Annotated in this window: 17 protein-coding genes; 5 read left to right on the forward strand and 12 right to left on the reverse strand. The window is 64.7% G+C overall.

The window, feature by feature from the left end; all coding sequences use genetic code 11:
- Nucleotides 1-9: 9 nt before the first annotated feature.
- The gene (xdhA, locus tag PI87_RS11580) at nucleotides 10-1,524 is read right to left on the reverse strand and encodes a xanthine dehydrogenase small subunit (protein ID WP_039597838.1); all 1,515 of its coding nucleotides are present in this window, start codon (nucleotides 1,522-1,524) and stop codon (nucleotides 10-12) included.
- Nucleotides 1,525-1,747: 223 nt separating this feature from the next.
- On the opposite strand from xdhA, the gene PI87_RS11585 reads away from it, so the two are divergent.
- Nucleotides 1,748-2,692: a LysR substrate-binding domain-containing protein gene (locus tag PI87_RS11585; RefSeq protein WP_039597839.1), complete on the forward strand. Its 945-nt coding sequence runs from the start codon at nucleotides 1,748-1,750 to the stop codon at nucleotides 2,690-2,692.
- 30 nt (nucleotides 2,693-2,722) lie between these two features.
- On the opposite strand, the gene PI87_RS11590 is transcribed toward PI87_RS11585, so the two are convergent.
- A complete protein-coding gene (locus PI87_RS11590; protein WP_039597840.1) occupies nucleotides 2,723-3,571 on the reverse strand; it encodes a substrate-binding domain-containing protein in 849 nt (282 codons plus the stop codon).
- Nucleotides 3,572-3,730: 159 nt separating this feature from the next.
- Here PI87_RS11590 and PI87_RS11595 point away from each other — a divergent pair, with 159 nt between their 5' ends.
- From PI87_RS11595 to PI87_RS11610, 4 genes are all read left to right on the forward strand, one after another.
- Nucleotides 3,731-4,831 (forward strand): substrate-binding domain-containing protein, encoded by a 1,101-nt coding sequence (locus tag PI87_RS11595; protein ID WP_039597841.1) that lies wholly within the window; start codon nucleotides 3,731-3,733, stop codon nucleotides 4,829-4,831.
- A 65-nt stretch (nucleotides 4,832-4,896) separates the two neighbouring features.
- Nucleotides 4,897-7,431 carry an ABC transporter permease gene (locus PI87_RS11600; RefSeq protein ID WP_039597842.1) on the forward strand — a complete coding sequence of 845 codons (2,535 nt, stop codon included), beginning with the start codon at nucleotides 4,897-4,899 and terminating at the stop codon, nucleotides 7,429-7,431.
- A 27-nt stretch (nucleotides 7,432-7,458) separates the two neighbouring features.
- A complete protein-coding gene (locus PI87_RS11605; RefSeq protein ID WP_039597843.1) occupies nucleotides 7,459-7,863 on the forward strand; it encodes a group II truncated hemoglobin in 405 nt (134 codons plus the stop codon).
- 63 nt (nucleotides 7,864-7,926) lie between these two features.
- The gene (locus PI87_RS11610) at nucleotides 7,927-8,505 is read left to right on the forward strand and encodes a DUF924 family protein (protein ID WP_039597844.1); all 579 of its coding nucleotides are present in this window, start codon (nucleotides 7,927-7,929) and stop codon (nucleotides 8,503-8,505) included.
- Nucleotides 8,506-8,524: 19 nt separating this feature from the next.
- Here the strand turns inward: PI87_RS11610 and PI87_RS11615 are convergent, their stop codons facing one another.
- The 10 genes from PI87_RS11615 to PI87_RS11660 all read right to left on the reverse strand — a co-directional run bounded on the left by PI87_RS11615 (nucleotide 8,525) and on the right by PI87_RS11660 (nucleotide 16,295).
- Nucleotides 8,525-9,109 (reverse strand): TIGR00730 family Rossman fold protein, encoded by a 585-nt coding sequence (locus tag PI87_RS11615; protein WP_039597845.1) that lies wholly within the window; start codon nucleotides 9,107-9,109, stop codon nucleotides 8,525-8,527.
- A complete protein-coding gene (locus PI87_RS11620; protein WP_039597846.1) occupies nucleotides 9,106-9,819 on the reverse strand; it encodes a TetR/AcrR family transcriptional regulator in 714 nt (237 codons plus the stop codon). The genes PI87_RS11615 and PI87_RS11620 overlap by 4 nt, the downstream gene beginning before the upstream one ends.
- 140 nt (nucleotides 9,820-9,959) lie before the next feature.
- On the reverse strand, nucleotides 9,960-10,424 hold the full coding sequence (locus tag PI87_RS11625; protein ID WP_052321487.1) for a diacylglycerol kinase: 465 nt from the start codon (nucleotides 10,422-10,424) through the stop codon (nucleotides 9,960-9,962).
- Nucleotides 10,425-10,436: 12 nt separating this feature from the next.
- A complete protein-coding gene (locus tag PI87_RS11630; protein WP_232313978.1) occupies nucleotides 10,437-11,555 on the reverse strand; it encodes a glycosyltransferase family 4 protein in 1,119 nt (372 codons plus the stop codon).
- 11 nt (nucleotides 11,556-11,566) lie between these two features.
- Nucleotides 11,567-12,514: a UDP-2,3-diacylglucosamine diphosphatase gene (locus PI87_RS11635; protein WP_039597847.1), complete on the reverse strand. Its 948-nt coding sequence runs from the start codon at nucleotides 12,512-12,514 to the stop codon at nucleotides 11,567-11,569.
- A gap of 241 nt (nucleotides 12,515-12,755) precedes the next feature.
- On the reverse strand, nucleotides 12,756-13,775 hold the full coding sequence (locus PI87_RS11640; protein WP_039597848.1) for an esterase/lipase family protein: 1,020 nt from the start codon (nucleotides 13,773-13,775) through the stop codon (nucleotides 12,756-12,758).
- Nucleotides 13,776-13,805: 30 nt separating this feature from the next.
- Nucleotides 13,806-14,330, reverse strand: coding sequence for an RDD family protein (locus tag PI87_RS11645; RefSeq protein ID WP_039597849.1), 525 nt, complete (start codon nucleotides 14,328-14,330; stop codon nucleotides 13,806-13,808).
- 92 nt (nucleotides 14,331-14,422) lie between these two features.
- Complete coding sequence (locus PI87_RS11650; protein ID WP_039597850.1) at nucleotides 14,423-15,274, reverse strand: DUF3106 domain-containing protein; 852 nt, start codon at nucleotides 15,272-15,274, stop codon at nucleotides 14,423-14,425.
- A gap of 11 nt (nucleotides 15,275-15,285) precedes the next feature.
- A complete protein-coding gene (locus PI87_RS11655; RefSeq protein WP_039597851.1) occupies nucleotides 15,286-15,732 on the reverse strand; it encodes a DUF3619 family protein in 447 nt (148 codons plus the stop codon).
- Nucleotides 15,729-16,295, reverse strand: a complete 567-nt coding sequence (locus PI87_RS11660; RefSeq protein WP_021195005.1) for an RNA polymerase sigma factor — start codon at nucleotides 16,293-16,295, stop codon at nucleotides 15,729-15,731. Before PI87_RS11660 ends, PI87_RS11655 begins: the two co-directional genes overlap by 4 nt.
- Between the last annotated feature and the right edge of the window lie 193 nt (nucleotides 16,296-16,488).

Genomic DNA, 16,488 nt, shown 5'->3' on the forward strand with positions numbered 1-16,488 from the left:
GCAGTCGGCTCAGGCGGCGGTGAGGGTATTCAGTTCGACCGCGCGCACATTGATCTGTTCGGGCGTGAGCGGCGCGTCGGTACGGGTTTCCAGCCAGAAGCGGTACACCGTGTTGGCCGCCGACACGCGGCGGTAGTTGTCGGTGGCGCGCATGTCAGTCAGCGGGGTGTAGTCGCGCGACATGGCTGCCATGGCAGCACGCACCGTCGCTTCGTTCCACGGTTGGCCGACGATGGCGGCTTCGGTTTCAGCGGCGCGCTTGGACGTTGCCGCCATGCCGCCGTAAGCGATGCGTGCGCTGCGCACAATGTCGCCGTCCAGTTCGATGGCCAGCGCTGCGCACACAGCCGAGATGTCTTCGTCAAAGCGCTTGGACAGCTTGTACGTGCGGAAGCGCATGGCGTCGCGACCCTCGCGCACCGGGATGCGCATACCAGCCACGAACTCGCCTTCTTCCATCGCGTTCTTCTGGTAGGCGAGGTAGAGGTCTTCGAGCGGCAGCTCGCGGCGCACGTCGCCACGCTGCAGCACGACGCGCGTGCCGATGGCGATGAGTGCCGGGGCCGAGTCACCGATCGGCGAACCGTTGGCGACGTTGCCGCCCAGCGTGCCGGCGTTGCGGATCGGCAGCGAGGCGAAGCGCTTCCACAACTCGGTCAGCTCGGGGTAGTCCTGGGCGAGGAAGTCGTAGGCCTTTTCCAGCGAGACGGCGGCGCCGATCTCGATCCAGCCGTCGCGCTTTTCCAGGGCGTACAGGTCAGCCACTTGGCCGATGTAGAGGATGTCGCCCAGATCGCGGAACTGCTTGGTCACCCACAGGCCCACGTCGGTGCTGCCGGCCAGGATACGGATGTCCGGGTGCGCAGCCTTGATGGCGGCGAATGCCGATGCCGTGCGCGGCGCGTAGAAGCGCGGAGCGTTCTCGGTGTAGGCAGGTGCGTAGCTGAAGGTATCCGTGCGTTGCAGTTTGCGCAGCGTTTCCGCCAGTTGCGTGCGGTCAATGCCGGCGGGGGAGGGCAGCTCGAACATGCGTTCGCCCGCATCGATGATGGGGCGGTAGCCCGTGCAGCGGCACAGGTTGCCCGTGAGCGAATCGCAGATGGTTTGGCGCGAGGGGATTGGCGCCTCGCTGCCGGTGTTCTCGTACAGCGCGTAGAGCGACATCACGAAGCCTGGCGTGCAGAAGCCGCACTGCGAGCCGTGACACTCCACCATGGCTTCCTGCACCGGGTGCAGGGTGCCGTCCTTGCCGCGCACGTCTTCCACGGTGAACAGCGCCTTGCCGTCCAGCGTGGGCAGGAACTGGATGCACGCGTTGACCGCCTTCAGGCCGACGCTGCCGTCTTCCTGCAGTTCGCCAAGCACGACCGTGCATGCACCGCAATCGCCCTCGGCGCACCCTTCCTTGGTGCCTGTACAGTGTGCGTCTTCACGCAGGTATTGGAGCACCGTACGGGTGATCGGCGCGTCCGTGACGGTGCGCACCTGGCCGCGGTGGAAGAAGCGGATGGGCTGAGTCTCCATGGGGTGTCTACGCTTGTTTGTGTGTGTAACGGAACCATAGCACCGGGCCAGGAATGCAATATTTGGCCCAGGTGATAACCCGCATCGGAAAGCCAAAATCCGGGGTATACCCGCCGGTAGTGGTCTGGCGGCGCGACGTACAAGTGACATACACTGAGAACGTCCCCTCGCACGTTTTATAGACGGTACGGTACTGCCCCCCGTCACCTATTTTCGCCTCCAGATGCACGGCAAAGATCACCTCGATACCTACCTCCTGCGCGTCCTGTACACGCTGCTCACCGAGCAGAGCGTGACGCGTACGGCCGTCAAGCTTGGCCAGTCGCAGCCGGCCATCAGCAATACGCTCAAGCGCCTGCGCGAGATCACGGGCGACGCCATCCTCGTGCGCGGCAAGAACGGTATGGTGCCGACCGAGCGTGGCCACGAACTGCTCGCCCTGGCCCAGCAGAGCCTGGAGGCGATGGAGCGCATTGCCCGCCCTTCACAGGAGTTCGACCCCGGCAACACCACGCGCACCTTCCACCTGGGCGCGCCTGACTACCTGGACGCCTTCTTCCTGCCGAACATCGTCGAGCGCCTGCGCAAGCAAGCGCCGCAGGCCAAGCTGGTGGTGCATCCGCTCAATGCGGGCGTCGATTACCTGGCCGCGCTGGAGCAGGGCGGCATGGATCTGGTGATCGGCAACTGGCTTTCGCCGCCGGAGCACCTGCACATTTCCCCGCTGTTCGACGATGAAGTCGTCTGCATGCTGGGCGCGCAGCACCCGCTGGCGCGCAAGGGCATCTCGCTCAAGCATTACGTGGAGATGCCGCACCTGGCGCCCGCGCCGTATGCGGTCATGCAGCGCAGCATGATCGATCAAGCACTTGCAGAGCAAGGGCTGAAGCGGCAGATCCAGGTGTCGCTGCCGTACTTCGGGCTGGTGCCCTATGTGCTGATGCGCACGGATCTCGTCTTCACGACCGGCCGCCAGTTTGCCGCGCATTGTGCGCAGTACCTGCCGATCCGCATCCTGCCGACGCCCATGGCGTTCCCGAAGATGCGCTTCTACCAGCTCTGGCATGAGCGCAGCCACGCTGCGCCCGATGTGATGTGGCTGCGCCGGATGATCGGCGAAGTGGCCGCTGAGCTGCCGCAGCATCCGCAATTGGAAACGGCGGCCTGAGCTGCCGTCCGGTTTCCCATCGCAGCGGGGTTACTTCCCGCTCGCCACTGCTCTCCCGTAGTCAGGGAAGAACACCTGCTCCCCGTTCACCTTGAAATCGGCAATCACCTGCTGGCCGGCGGTCGAGGTGATCCACTCGATCAGCCTGGTCGCATCCGCATAGTTGATGCTCGGATACTTCTTCGGGTTCACGGCGATGATCCCGTACGGGTTGAACATGCGCGCGTCCCCGGTCAGCACGATGTCCAGGCCTGTCTTGGCGCGGTAGGCGCCATAGGTGGCGCGGTCGGATAGCGTGTACGCGTTCATCTGCGCGGCCATGTTCAGCACTTCGCCCATCCCCAGGCCCGCGCTCACGTACCAGGGCTTGCCCTTCGGATCGATGTTGGCCGTCTTCCAGTAGGCCTTTTCCATCACATCGGTGCCGGAGTTGTCGCCGCGCGAGATGAACTTGGTGCCGGACTTCTCGCCGGCGGCGGCGATGGCCTCCATGCCCTGGATGACATTCTTCTGACCGCGGATGCCTGCCGGGTCCGCCGTTGGGCCGACGAGGATGAAGTCGTTGTACATCACGTCCCGCCGGTCGATACCGCCACCCGAGGCGACGAAGGCATCTTCCAGTTGCCGGGCGTGCACGAGCACCACGTCCACATCACCCGATTCCCCCAGTTTGACTGCCTTGCCAGTGCCAACGGCAATCACGTGCACATGGATGCCGGTGGCGGCCTCGAACTTGGGCAACAGCACTTTGAGCAAACCGGAGTTTTCCGTACTGGTGGTGGTTGCCATGCGGAGATCGGCTGCATATGCAGCGCTGGCGAACGTCAGTGCCAGGCAGGTGATGGCGGACAACCGAAGGGTTTGGAGCAATCCGGGCATGTTGTGAGCAGGGGGTAAGAGACGTGGACGCTTTATGTCGGATGTTGCATGATGTCGGCAACATTGAGGCGGTCGGCGGCCACAATGCGCCCGCCTCGGGAAGTGATGGGAATTGTTTTCCGGGAGCATGAGCGAAGTAAATAGGAAACCATAAACATAATGACGTTCCAGTTCGAGGTATTTCCGGTGGTTGGCGCGGACGACAATCCGCGCGCCAACGGCAAGGTCTTTCAGTTGCTGCGGGCGGTGCGCGAAACGGGGTCGCTGCACCGGGCAGCCAAGCAGGTGGGGTTGTCGTACCGGCACGCATGGGGCGTGATGCGCTCGTGGGAAGAGATGCTCGGACGGGCTTTGCTGGATATGGAGCGCGGCCGCGGCGCATCGCTCACGCTGTTCGGCGAGCGCATGTTGCGTGCGGAGATGCGCCTGCGCGAGCAGCTTGATCCGGCCGTGCGCCAGGCCATGGGCCAGTTCATGGCGGAGCTGGAAGACGCCTCGCAGTCGCAAACGCGCATTCGCTTCTCAGGCAGCCACGATCCGGCAGTGGAAGTGCTGGCCGAGACCTTTGCGCATGAAAGCCATGCCTCGCAGCTCGATACCGTGTTCTGCAGTGCGGTGGAAGGGCTGATCTGCCTGCAGGAGAAACAGTGCGAGGTGGCCGGCTTCTATGTGGCGCCGCAACAGGGTGCCGGTTCGATCGCTCACCAGACGTTGCGCAAGTGGCTGCGTCCGACCGCCGTGCGCCTGATCGCCCTGGCAGACCGGGAGCAGGGGCTGATGATGTCGCCGGAATGGGCGGGGCGTGTGCAGTCGCTACAGGATTTGGCGCGCACGCAGGCGCGATTTATCAATCGCCAGCGCAGTTCGGGTACGCGCCTGCTGTTCGATCAGTTGCTGGTGGCTGCCGGGCTGTACCCAGATCAGATCAACGGTTACGACGAACAGGAATTCTCCAGCGACAAGATCGCTGTGGCTGTGCAGGAAGGGCGGGCGGACGTTGGCTTTGGCCTGCGCCCCGGCGCCGAGGCCCATGGCCTGCATTTCGTGCCGCTCACCCGTGAGACGTACTACCTGGCGGTGCGCCGCAATGACGCGCTCAGCCTCTGGGTGCGCGAGCTGATCGAGCGCATTGGCCAGCCGGTGTTCCGCGAGGGCCTGAGCCATCTGGCTGGCTATCGCGCCACCGAGCAGGTCGCGCTGCTCACCGCTGACCAGGCGTTGCCCTGGCACGCCGAGGACGCCCGCGCGCTGGCCCACTGAAGTCGTGCGAACATGGCGGGGTTTGCGTGATCGATGTCGATGCGCGCCCTGTCCATGTTCCGCCCATGTCACGTTTTTCCGTCTGGACCCAAGCCCTGCGCATGCTGCGCCGCGACTGGCGCGCTGGCGAGCTGAACCTGCTGCTCGTTGCGTTGGTGCTGGCTGTGGCCGCGCTGGCGTCTGTCAGCTTCCTCGCTGACCGCATGCACGCTGGCCTGGAGCGCGATGCCCGCCAGTTGATTGGCGCGGATGTGCTGGTCGTGTCCGATCAGCCGCTGCCCGCCGACATCGAAGCGCATGCGCGCGCCGGCGGCCTGGAGGTCACGCATACCGCTACCTTCCCCAGCATGGCCAGCACGCTCACTAACGGGTCATCTGGCGAGCCGGCATCGCAACTGGCAGCCATCAAGGCCGTGGATGCGGGATACCCGCTGCGCGGCGCCCTCAAGGTGAGCGGCGACGGGCGCGATACCGTCGGCACCCCCATCCGCGCAATTCCTTCCGCTGGCACGGTGTGGGTAGACGCACCACTGCTCGAAGCGTTAGGCCTGCGTGTGGGCGATGCCGTCCGCCTGGGCACGCGTACCTTCAAGATCGCCCACGTCATCACGCAAGAGTTGGATCGCGGCGCAGGCTTCATGAACTTTGCCCCGCGTGTGATGTTGCCGATGGCCGACCTGGCTTCCACCGGCCTCGTCACCTATGGCAGCCGCGTCACGTATCGCTTGCTGGTGGCCGGGCCCGATGCCGCCACGGCTGCCTTTCGCAACTGGACCGAAAGCGAGTTGAAGACGCGCCAGGTGCGCGGCGTGCGCATCGAGTCGTTGCAGAATGGTCAGCCGCAGATGCGCGAAACGCTGGATCGCGCTGAGCGCTTCCTCTCGCTTGTCGCCTTGCTTGCGGCGATGATCGCAGCAGTGGCCATCACCATGGCAGCACGGCGCTACACCGCGCGGCATACCGATGCGGTGGCCATCATCAAGTGCCTCGGCCTGCGGCAGGGGCAGATCCTTGGGACGTTTGCGCTGGAGTTCCTGTTGATCGGCGTGCTTGGCTCGCTCGTGGGCGTGGCGCTGGGCTACGGCGCGCATTGGCTGCTGCTGGCTTCGCTGGGTGATCTGGTGACGGTGTCGTTGCCGGCGCCGTCTGCATGGCCGGCCGTGGTGGGGGTGACGGCGGGTCTGGTGCTGCTGGTGGGTTTTGCCGTGCCGCCGCTGCTGAGCCTCGTGCGCGTGCCGCCGCTGCGCGTGCTGCGGCGTGACGTGAGTGAGCGCGCCATTGCCGCGTGGGTTGGCTATGCGTTGGGAGCGGCGGCGTTCTTTGCGCTGCTGGTGGTGTCTGCGCGCGATGTGAAACTGGGGGCGTTGACGGCGGGCGGGTTTGCCGGCGCCATCCTTGTTTTCGCGTTGCTGGCGGCCGCTGGGTTGCGCGCGTTGGCGGTATCGCTCGGGCGTGGCCGTGCGCTGGGCGTGGGCTGGCGTTTTGCGCTGGCCGTGCTGGAGCGCCGTCGCGGTGTGAGCGTGCTGCAAACCGTTGCCTTGGCTGTCGGGCTGATGGCACTGCTGCTGCTTGCCATGACGCGCAATGACCTGATTCGCTCGTGGCACAACGCCACGCCGGCCGATGCACCCAATCGCTTCATCATCAACATCCAGCCGGATCAGATGGAGGCGGTGTCGCAAGCGCTGTCGCAGGCGGGCGTGGCCGATCCGAAGCTCTACCCGATGGTGCGCGGGCGCCTGACGCAGGTGAACGGTCAGACCATCGGCCGCGAGACGTATGCGGAATCCCGCGCTCGTAACCTGATCGAGCGCGAGTTCAACCTCTCCTACGCGACGGAACAGCCACCCGAGAATCGCATCATCGCCGGCCAGTGGTTTGGCGGGCAGAAGCCCGAGGCGTCGGTGGAAGAGGGCATCGCCAAGACGCTGAACTTGCGCCTGGGCGACGTGCTGCGTTTCGACGTTGCCGGGCAGACGGTGGATGCGCCCATCACGTCATTGCGCAAGCTCGACTGGAGCTCGATGCGCGTGAACTTCTTCGTGATCCTGCCGCCCGTGGCACTGCACGACATGCCGCAGACTTACGTGACGGCGTTCCGGATTCCTGCGGGGCAGGCCGATCTACCGTCTAAGCTGGTGCGCGAGTTCCCGAACCTGACGGTGGTAGATACCGAGTTGATTTTGCAGCAGGTGCAGGGTGTACTGGATCAGGTGACGGTGGCGGTAGAGTTCTTGTTCGTCTTCACGTTGGCGGCGGGTGTGCTGGTGCTGTACGCCGCGCTGTCTGGCTCGCGCGACGAGCGCCTGCGCGATGCCGGCGTGCTGCGCGCGCTGGGCGCGGGCTCCGGCATCGTGCGGCAGACGCAATACGCTGAGGTGCTGATCGTCGGTGGCTTGGCCGGATTGATGGCGGGTCTGGGCGCCATCGCTATTGGCTGGGTGCTGTCGGCGCATGTGTTCGACTTCCCGTATCGATTCAACCCGGCGATCTTGCCGGTGGGCATCGTGGGCGGCATGCTGTGCGCCTTTGCCGGTGGCTGGCTGGGTTTGCGCGACGTGCTGCGTCGCCCAGCCATGGCGACGCTGCGGGATGCCTGAAGGTTTTTTTGACGTGATTGACGCTGTATGACTGACGCAACTTCCGGCCAGGAAACCCTGGCCTTCGACCTGATTGGCGGCGAGGCGTGTGTGCGCGAACTCGTCGACCGTTTCTATGACCTGATGGACCTTGATCCCGAGTTTGCCGTGCTGCGTGGGGTGCACCCGCCCAGCCTGGATAGCGCGCGGGACAAGCTGTTCTGGTTCCTGTGCGGTTGGCTCGGTGGCCCGAACCACTACATCGAGCGTTTTGGCCACCCGCGTCTGCGCGCTCGCCATCTGCCATTCGAGATCGGCACGCAGGAGCGTGACCAGTGGATGCGCTGCATGGCACTCGCGATGCAAGACATCGGTCTGGATGAAGCGCTGCAGATGCGTCTCATGCAGGCCTTCTGGCAGACCGCCGACTGGATGCGCAATGTGCAGCGGTAAGTTACAGCGGGCGCCGCGCTAAGCGCACGCTGCAAGATAAGAACACCCTGAGGAGACACCCGCATGATCGGTTTGCCCACCGCCGACGACGTGCTCGCGTTCTGGTTCGGTACTGTGCCGCTCGTCGATCAACGATCGGTATGGTTCATCAAGTCCGACGAATTTGACGCAGAGATTCGCGCGCGTTTCCTGCCGTTGTGGGAGGCGTTGTCAACCGGCGAGGCCGATACGTGGATGGACACGCCGCTGGAAGCGATTGCGCGCATCGTGGTGCTGGATCAGTTCTCGCGCAACATGTTCCGCAACAGCCCGCGCGCTTTTTCCAGCGACGCGGCGGCGCTGCATACCGCGCAGATCGTCGTGGCCGCCGGTTGGGACGTGCAACTTCCAACGCGCTATCACCGCGCGTTCTGCTACCTGCCGTTCGAGCACAGCGAGACGCTGGCTGCGCAGGACGAATCGATCCGCCTCTATACGCGCCTGCGTGACCAGGAGGGCGACGCAGACTCACTCATCTGGGCGGAGAAACATCGGGAGATCATTGCGCGCTTCGGGCGCTTCCCGCATCGCAATGGAGTGCTCGGGCGTGTGTCTACGCCCGAGGAGGTGCAGTTTCTGACCCAGCCCGGGTCGTCTTTCTAGACGCGAGGCCGGGCGCGGCTCAGGTGCGCTCGCGGCGTTCCGACCACTTGTCGACCGTCTCGCGCGGTGCACGCGAGAGCATGTCGATCAGCTCGGCAGGGTTGTCGCTCACGTGCAGCAGGTCGGCGTGGTGGCGCTTGAGGAAGCCTTCCTGCACGGCGTGATCAATAAAGGCAAGCAGCTTGTCGTAGAAGCCCGCCACGTTCAGCAAGCCGATCGGCTTGTTGTGATAGCCGAGTTGCAGCCACGTGAAGGTTTCGAACAGCTCTTCGTACGTGCCCACGCCGCCGGGCATGGCGATGAAGGCATCCGCACGGTCAGCCATCATCTGCTTGCGCTGGTGCATGCTGTCGACGACGTGCAGCTCGGTCAGCTCCTTGTGGCCGACCTCCTTGCGCACCAACGACTTCGGGATGATGCCGATGACTGGGCTGCCGCCATGCAGCACCGCATCCGCCACGATGCCCATCAGGCCGACGTTGCCGCCGCCGTAGACGAGCGTGAGGCCACGCTGGACCATCTCATTGCCCAGCGCAATGGCGCCGGTCTTGTAGTCCGGGCGTTCGCCCGGGCTGGAACCGCAATAGACGCAGATCGATTTCATTTGGCAGGAGTGGTGGTGCCGCCGGCAGAGCCCAGGGGCGGATCGTTGCTGCGGCTGACCGCGAGCAGATCGAAGGCACGGCGAGGCTTGCCGCGCAGGTAAGGCGCCAGGATAGACAGGATGTGGTAACTCGCGCCGTGCAGGTGGTCACGGATCGCGTTCTGGTCGTTGTACTGACGCGGGTGCTGCACGAACTGGAACGACAGCCAGTAGGTGGCGATCACCACGATGTTGGTGCAGATCGCATCGACTTGGACGGGCGTGGCTTCCATCTCGCCGTCTTCAATGAACTGGTGGCAGATGTCCATGGCGAAGTGGCGCTTCTGCTCGACGATGCGCTTGAAGTTCAGCTCCAGCATGCGGTTGCGTGCCAGCAGATCGTTGATGTCGCGATACAGGAAGCGGTAGTTCCACAAGAACTCCGACATGTACTGCAGATAACCCCAGGTCTCGTCCAGTGTGGCCTTGTGGTCGTCCGGCAGCTTCAGGCGGCGCGCGATCTCTTGCTCGAACTGCACGAAGATCGAGTTGATGATGTCGTCTTTGTTGCGGAAGTGGTAGTACAGGTTGCCCGGGCTGATCTCGAGCTCTTCGGCAATCGTCGTGGTGGTGACGTTGGGCTCGCCCAGCTCGTTGAACAGGCGCAGCGATACTTCGAGGATGCGGTCGCGCGTGCGGCGTGGGCCGGTGGAATGCTGCTTGGTTTCCATTGAACTGCCAAGGCCGGTGGCCCTGTCTCCGTGGCGTGTGTGTGCCCGGATTATAAAAGATCGTGCTGCAGCAACGACTCCCCACATGCAGTGGGGCAGACATTGCCAAACGTTATCGCCGCGAGTGCGCGGGTAAGCCCTTAGCGCAACAGCGATGCCACCCACGGCCAGGCGATCGCCACCCATGTCCCCACGCACAGCAGCAGGGCCAGCATGACGGCCGCGCTGCCGAAATCCTTGGCGCGCTTGGACAGCCCGTGCTGCTCCAGTGAGATGCGGTCGACCGCGGCTTCCACGCTCGAATTGAGCAGCTCGACGATCAGCACCAGCACCAGTGTGCCGATCATCATGATGCGCTCCACCACCGTAGCGGGAATGACGAACGCGCATGGCAACAGGATCGCGCACAGCGTCAGCTCCTGGCGGAACGCGCTTTCCTCGTCGATGGCGAAGCGGATGCCGCTGATGGAGTTCTTGAGCGCGAACCACGCCCGCGCGATGCCCCGGTTGCCCTTGTGCGGGTTGTCGGCCGGCGAATAGGCGCCTGCCGCGGGCGGCGTGGCTGGGTCTGCTAATGGCCGATCGGGCGGCGTGGTCGGCTTCATGGAACGCAAGGCTTAAGCGCCCGTGGCGGTCGAGGGTTGAGCGGTCTTGGCATCGCCGGATTGTACGGCGGGCATCGGACGCAAGTGCGCCAGGAATTGCTCGGAAGCCGCTCGCCATGAGAATTTCTCGGCGTGTGCGCGGGCCGTCGGTCGGTCGATGCGCAGCGCTTCGAGGCAGGCTTCGCGCAGGTCTTCGCGCAGCGCACCGGCCGGCGAGTCGCCCAGCACGTCGATCGGGCCCGTCACCGGGTAGGCCGCCACAGGCAGGCCGCTGGCCAGCGCTTCGAGCAGCACCAGCCCAAACGTATCCGTGCGGCTCGGGAAGACGAACACATCGGCCGAGGCGTACACCTTGGCCAGCTCCGGCTGCTTGAGCACGCCCAGGTAGTTTGCGTTCGGGTACTTTGCCTTCAGGCCGGCCAGCGCCGGGCCTTCGCCCACCACCCACTTGGAGCCGGGCAGGTCCAGCTCCAGAAACGCTTCCACGTTCTTCTCCACGGCCACGCGGCCGACGTACAAGAAGATCGGGTGAGCCGTGTTGAGTACGGTGCCGCGCTGGGAGGTGAAGACGTCCAGGTCTACGCCGCGCGTCCACAGCACGCCGTTGGTGATGCCGTAGTCGGCGAGGTCTTTCAGCACCACGGGCGTTGGCGCCATCACCGCTTGAGCGGGGCTATGGAACCAGCGCAGGAAGCGATACGTCCAGGCCAGCGGAATGCCGAAGCGTGCCTGCACGTACTCCGGAAAGCGCGTGTGGTACGCCGTCGTGTAGGGCAGCTTGTGGCGTAGCGCATAGGCGCGTGCGGCCAGGCCCAGCGGGCCTTCGGTGGCGATGTGCAACGCCTGTGGGGCGAACTGTTCGATGCGCTCACGCACGCGCTTGGCCGGCAGGATCGAGAGGCGGATTTCCGGATACGTCGGGCACGGCACCGTCTTGAATTCGAGCGGCGTGATCATGTCGACGATGTGGCCCATCGCTTCAAGCTCACGGCGCGTCTGAGTGAGGGTACGGACGACGCCGTTGACCTGCGGTTCCCAGGCATCGGTGACGATCAAGACTTTCACGGGCTCTCCTTGGGGGGTAGGTTGGGCGGCGGCAGGCTGCGCAAGGTCGATGTTGGTGTTCGTCATGTGGGCTTCCATCAGGCGGCAGCCGCAGCGGCACGGCGGGCGCGGCGGGAGGTGGGCGGTGCGTCGAGCAGGTGCGTCCAGTAGACGATCTGCAGTTCGCCTTCCATGGTTTCGACCAGGGCGGAGAGGCTCTCCACCCAGTCGCCGTCGTTGCAATAGAGCTGACCGTCGATCTCGCGGATCTCGGCCTTGTGGATGTGCCCGCAGACCACGCCATCGCAGCCGCGGCGGCGCGCTTCGTCGGTCATCACGCGCTCGAACGAGTTGATGAAGTTGACCGCGTTCTTGACCTGATGCTTGAGGTATTGCGACAGCGACCAGTACGGAAACCCCAGCCGCACACGGATGCTGTTGAAGTGCCGGTTCATCGCCAGGATGAAGGTGTAGAGCGTGTCGCCCACGTAGGCGAGCCAGCGCGCGTGCTGCATCACGCCGTCGAACAGATCACCGTGCACGACCCATAGGCGTTTGCCTGTGGCGGTCACATGTACCGCATCTTCCGCGACTTCGATATCGCCGAAGTTCAGACCATGGAACTGGCGCGCCATCTCGTCATGGTTGCCCGGGATGAACACCACGCGGGTGCCCTTGCGCGCGCGGCGCAGCACCTTCTGCACCACGTCGTTGTGCGCCTGTGGCCAGTACCAGCCCTTGCGCAGTTGCCAGCCGTCGACGATGTCGCCGACGAGGTACAGCGTGTCGGATTCGTTGTGCTTGAGGAAGTCGAGCAGGTAGTCGGCCTGGCAGCCGGCGGTGCCGAGGTGGATATCCGACAGCCAGATGGTGCGGTAGCGGTGAATTTTTTCGGCAGGTGGGTCGGCGTCCTTGTCGGCCAACTGGTCGGGTACCAGGGCCGGGATTGGTGCCGAGGCGGGTGCCTCGTGATCACGCACATCGCCGCGGCCTGCAGGTACGGCCGAGCCCAGCGCGCCGGCGGCGAGTCCGGCGGCCATTTGCATCAGAGGCGGTGGAGCGTTCCAGTCGGAACCGGTGAGGGGGGCGGCGCGAAAGCGTTGCGCGAGGCGGCGAAGAAAACCAGGGCTGGGCAGATTTGGCAGGACCATGTCGGCAACAGAGGCTGCGTTGGACGGATTTCGCCACCGCTGCGTGAATAAGCCGTGTCAGAAACATGACCGTCACATGACGTGATTGCCAAGGAATATCAGGGCGTGCGCCGGAGACCTTTGCCCAGCGTGCGTTTCAAGGAGATGAGGCGGGCGGGGTGCCTTCGATGCGTGTCAGTTCTGCCAGCACGGCATCGCGCACGTGTGCGTCGCATAGCAGCGACACATGGCCGATACCGGAGAACGGCACGTGTCGCGCACCCTCTAGCCAGGACGCACCGGCCGGCCCGACGATGGAGTCGTGCCACGAGAAGATCGATGTGATACGCGCCCGTACGGCCGGCGTTTCGGATGCTGCAAGCTGACGCAGCCATGCGCTGGCCCAGGCCATCTGCCGCACGTTGCGCCCGCGCCCACTGCGCGCCATCGCCGTGCCGCGATGTGGCGTGCCAAGCGTGATGACGTGGGCGATCGGGCAAGCATCCGATGCTTGCCGCAGCAGCGCACGTGCAGCCAGCCCGCCCATGCTGTGGCAAAGCAGTACGGGCGCACGGCCGTATGCATGCGCCATCCGAGCGGCAACCGTTGCGATGTCGTGGGCGTAGTCGTCAATGTCACCCAGCAATGGCATCAGATCGATGGCCTCGATCGGGTGACCGGCGGCGGCCAGATGTTTTTGCATCGGCAACCACACCGCACGGTTGCAACCGTACCCGTGGATCATCAGCACAGGCACACGCGTGCCATCATCTGTTGCCGTATCGAGCGCCGCCTGAGCGCGAAACGGCTGCAACACATTGAACATCCAAGCCACCGACACGCATTCACGCAGCCAGCAGGCGATGAAGCCGGCCACGCCGATGCGCTGCTCGCGCGGCACGGGCATGCGGTCCCACACCGGGTCATCCGGAATGGCCGTGCCCAGACTTGTGGATGCAATGAGGAATGCCCAGCCCACCGAGACGAGATAGCCGAGCACCAGTGCCGCTGCGGCAACGGCAGCCGCGCCCCACCAGTTCAGGTCGCCCCAGCGATGCGCTGTCCATGCGACCGCCAGCGTCGCCGCGCATTGCAGTGCCACGGCAATGCGGCGCGCGTTGGCTGCCGTCAGCGAAGCGAGGGGCGTGGAGGAGGTCGGCAGATCGGCGCGCGTCATGGAATGTGCCGTCGCCGAAGATGCGATCGATCAGCCGCGCACCAGCCGCGTGCCGGCCAGGCGGTCGTGCAGAAACTGGCGCTGTGGGTCCAGCCATGCCAGCGCGCCCCACGCCAGCACGCAGGCCAGTGCGACGCCTGCGCCGGTCCAGCGTGAAACCCCGCACACATGAATGATGCCGACGGCTACGACCACCCAGATCCAGGCCAGCGCATAACGCGCAATGGCACGGCCGAGCGAAATGGGGGAGCCGTCCGCGTTCACGACGCGCATGCGCCACGTCTGCATGGCGAGCGTCTGGCCGCGCTTGCGCCAGAAACCCACGAAATACAGGCCGAGCGCGAAGAACCCCCACACTTGCAGGCCGATATCGCCCGTGCGCGCCAGCGGCGGAATGATTGCGCGCAGTAGCAGAAAGATCGCTGTCGCGCCAAACATCACGCCAAACAGCAGCAAGCCCTCGTAGAGCATCGCAGCCAGTCGGCGGCGCAGCGTGGGAGCGGCGAGTGGATCAGGCGTCGTGACAGGCGAGGAGGGGGAAGCGGTAGTGGCCATCGAACCGGGTAAGCGCAGGCTGGGCGTAATTGATCGTGCGCCCGCACAACGTGCGCGGCGCGTGATCGGATTATGCCAAAGGGTGTGCGGGCTTAGCCGCCCAGTACGGTCGACGGTGGAGGATTGCCTGAATCGCCGTCGGGGCTAGTCGCTGGAGCAACCGGATGTGCCGGCGTGATCGGCGCACTTGCCGGTGCTGGCGCCACTGCAGCGGGGGCGGGTGCTGCTGCGGCAGGCGCAGATGCCGCAGCCGTTGCAGTGGACTTGGCCGGCGCCAGCGGATTCGGCGCCGATTTTGTCGTGCCCGGCTTGGTGCGACCATGGTGGACGGCCTTGGCTGCGTCCTTGGCCAGGCTTGTGCTGCCTGGCAATGCCGTCACCGCAGACGGACGCTTCTGCGCCTTGGCGGCAGCAGCAAGCTCCTTCTTCTGCTCATCAGGCAGTTGCTGGTAACGCTGCCAGGCCTCGCTCTTCTTCTGCACCGGAACCGACTTGGTGGTCTGGAAGTTTTCGCGCGCACGGTGGCGCTGTTCCGGGGTCAGCTTGACCCAGTCCGCCATGCGCGTCTGCAGACGCTGCTGCTGCGCAGGTGCGTACTTCGGATAGGCCTGGGCAATCTGCAGCCATTTCTTGCGGGCAAGCTCGGGCATGCCGTTCCACTCCGGCGCGAGCGGCGCCAGGATGCGCTGCTGCACGATGGTCAACTCTGACCAGTTCGGATGGATGGACGGTTGCGGATTGGTGGTCGGTGGCGTGGGCAGCGCCAACGGTGCGTTGGTGCTGATGTCAGGCGCGGCAACTGGTGCCGATGCGGCCGGAACTTGTGCAATCGCCAGTCCGGCGGTCAGCCCAGCGGCGCCAATCAGCGCGAAGAGGGTAGCGCACAGGCGCGAGGTCTGGCCGCCTCGCGGTGGTTGGCCGTGGGTGCGGTGGAAGTTGCTCATCGATCAGCCTTTCACTGCTGATCGCGTTTATCGAGGTACTGATGGAAGCCTTGATCGGCGTAGGCGGCCAGCGGCAGGTCGTCGAGCAGCATGGCGGCGTCGACCTCGGCGAGCTCGTCCACGCGTTGTTGCTGCTGCCACTGATAGATGCCGGCAAGCCCTGCAACCAGCGCGATGGTCGGCCACAGCAGGCCAAATCGACGCAGGAACGCGCCGAGGCGCTGCAGCGGCGACGTGGCGTCGTCCTCCAAGTCGAAGGAGACCTGACCCACACCCGGCATGACCAGGGCAGGCGAGCGCACTGTGCTCGGCGCTTCCGCTTTCTTATGCGCGAGCGCCGTTCGGCGTGCCGCAGAGAGGCGGTCACGTACGTCAGGCGGCAACTGTCCGGCCGACTCGTTCAGAGCGGTGCGGACGGCGTGCACAAAGCGGCGTTCTCGAAGTTCTACCTTGTTCATAGTCGGATCCCTCGCGCCCGCAGCGCTTGGGCCAGGGCGTGCGTTGCCCGCGAGCAGTGCGTTTTCACGCTCCCCTCGGAACAGCCCATCGCCTGGGCAGTTTCGGCAACATCCATGTCTTCCCAGTAACGCATCAGAAAGGCTTCCCGTTGACGTGTGGGGAGCTTCTCGATTTCGCGTTCCAGGATTTCCAGCATCTGCGAGCGCTCGACCTTGTCGGCGCTGCTTTCTGCTGCTGTGGAGCCGGCTTCACTTTCGATCAGCTCCAGCGGGTCGGTATCGTCGCCTTCTGCATCCGTGCGGAAGCTGGAGAACAGGCTGACCCACGTGTTGCGCACCTTGGAGCGGCGGAACCAGTCGTGGATCGTGTTCTGCAGAATGCGCTGGAACAGCAGCGGCAGTTCGGCCTCGGGCTTGTCGCCATATTTTTCGGCCAGCTTGATCATCGCGTCCTGCACGATGTCGAGCGCAGCGTCGTCGTCGCGGACCGCGAATACTGCCTGCTTGAAGGCGCGTTTTTCGACGCTTATGAGGAAGGCCGACAGTTCCTGTTCAGAGGCCATACAACAGCGGGTGCGAATCCTGTGGGGCGGGTTGGCGAAATTTCACATTGTCATGAAGTGATGCGATGTGAACATGACGCCGCGCAGCAGCGACGGTCTAGACCGTCAAAAATGTTGCGATGCTAGCAAAAATGCGGGTCGACGGACAGTCCGACCGTCTGGCGGACCGCTCGGTGTGGCCGCGGTGTGGTGA

It is taken from the genome of Ralstonia sp. A12 (genome assembly GCF_000801955.1).
In the GTDB taxonomy this organism is placed as follows: domain Bacteria; phylum Pseudomonadota; class Gammaproteobacteria; order Burkholderiales; family Burkholderiaceae; genus Ralstonia.

Bases quoted from the DNA above. Each gene is read 5' to 3' on its own strand.
- xdhA (WP_039597838.1), bottom strand. From the start codon at position 1,524: ATGGAGACTCAGCCCATCCGCTTCTTCCACCGCGGCCAGGTGCGCACC.
- PI87_RS11585 (WP_039597839.1), top strand. From the start codon at position 1,748: ATGCACGGCAAAGATCACCTCGATACCTACCTCCTGCGCGTCCTGTAC.
- PI87_RS11590 (WP_039597840.1), bottom strand. From the start codon at position 3,571: ATGCCCGGATTGCTCCAAACCCTTCGGTTGTCCGCCATCACCTGCCTG.
- PI87_RS11595 (WP_039597841.1), top strand. From the start codon at position 3,731: ATGACGTTCCAGTTCGAGGTATTTCCGGTGGTTGGCGCGGACGACAAT.
- PI87_RS11600 (WP_039597842.1), top strand. From the start codon at position 4,897: ATGTCACGTTTTTCCGTCTGGACCCAAGCCCTGCGCATGCTGCGCCGC.
- PI87_RS11605 (WP_039597843.1), top strand. From the start codon at position 7,459: ATGACTGACGCAACTTCCGGCCAGGAAACCCTGGCCTTCGACCTGATT.
- PI87_RS11610 (WP_039597844.1), top strand. From the start codon at position 7,927: ATGATCGGTTTGCCCACCGCCGACGACGTGCTCGCGTTCTGGTTCGGT.
- PI87_RS11615 (WP_039597845.1), bottom strand. From the start codon at position 9,109: ATGAAATCGATCTGCGTCTATTGCGGTTCCAGCCCGGGCGAACGCCCG.
- PI87_RS11620 (WP_039597846.1), bottom strand. From the start codon at position 9,819: ATGGAAACCAAGCAGCATTCCACCGGCCCACGCCGCACGCGCGACCGC.
- PI87_RS11625 (WP_052321487.1), bottom strand. From the start codon at position 10,424: ATGAAGCCGACCACGCCGCCCGATCGGCCATTAGCAGACCCAGCCACG.
- PI87_RS11630 (WP_232313978.1), bottom strand. From the start codon at position 11,555: ATGACGAACACCAACATCGACCTTGCGCAGCCTGCCGCCGCCCAACCT.
- PI87_RS11635 (WP_039597847.1), bottom strand. From the start codon at position 12,514: ATGCAAATGGCCGCCGGACTCGCCGCCGGCGCGCTGGGCTCGGCCGTA.
- PI87_RS11640 (WP_039597848.1), bottom strand. From the start codon at position 13,775: ATGACGCGCGCCGATCTGCCGACCTCCTCCACGCCCCTCGCTTCGCTG.
- PI87_RS11645 (WP_039597849.1), bottom strand. From the start codon at position 14,330: ATGGCCACTACCGCTTCCCCCTCCTCGCCTGTCACGACGCCTGATCCA.
- PI87_RS11650 (WP_039597850.1), bottom strand. From the start codon at position 15,274: ATGAGCAACTTCCACCGCACCCACGGCCAACCACCGCGAGGCGGCCAG.
- PI87_RS11655 (WP_039597851.1), bottom strand. From the start codon at position 15,732: ATGAACAAGGTAGAACTTCGAGAACGCCGCTTTGTGCACGCCGTCCGC.
- PI87_RS11660 (WP_021195005.1), bottom strand. From the start codon at position 16,295: ATGGCCTCTGAACAGGAACTGTCGGCCTTCCTCATAAGCGTCGAAAAA.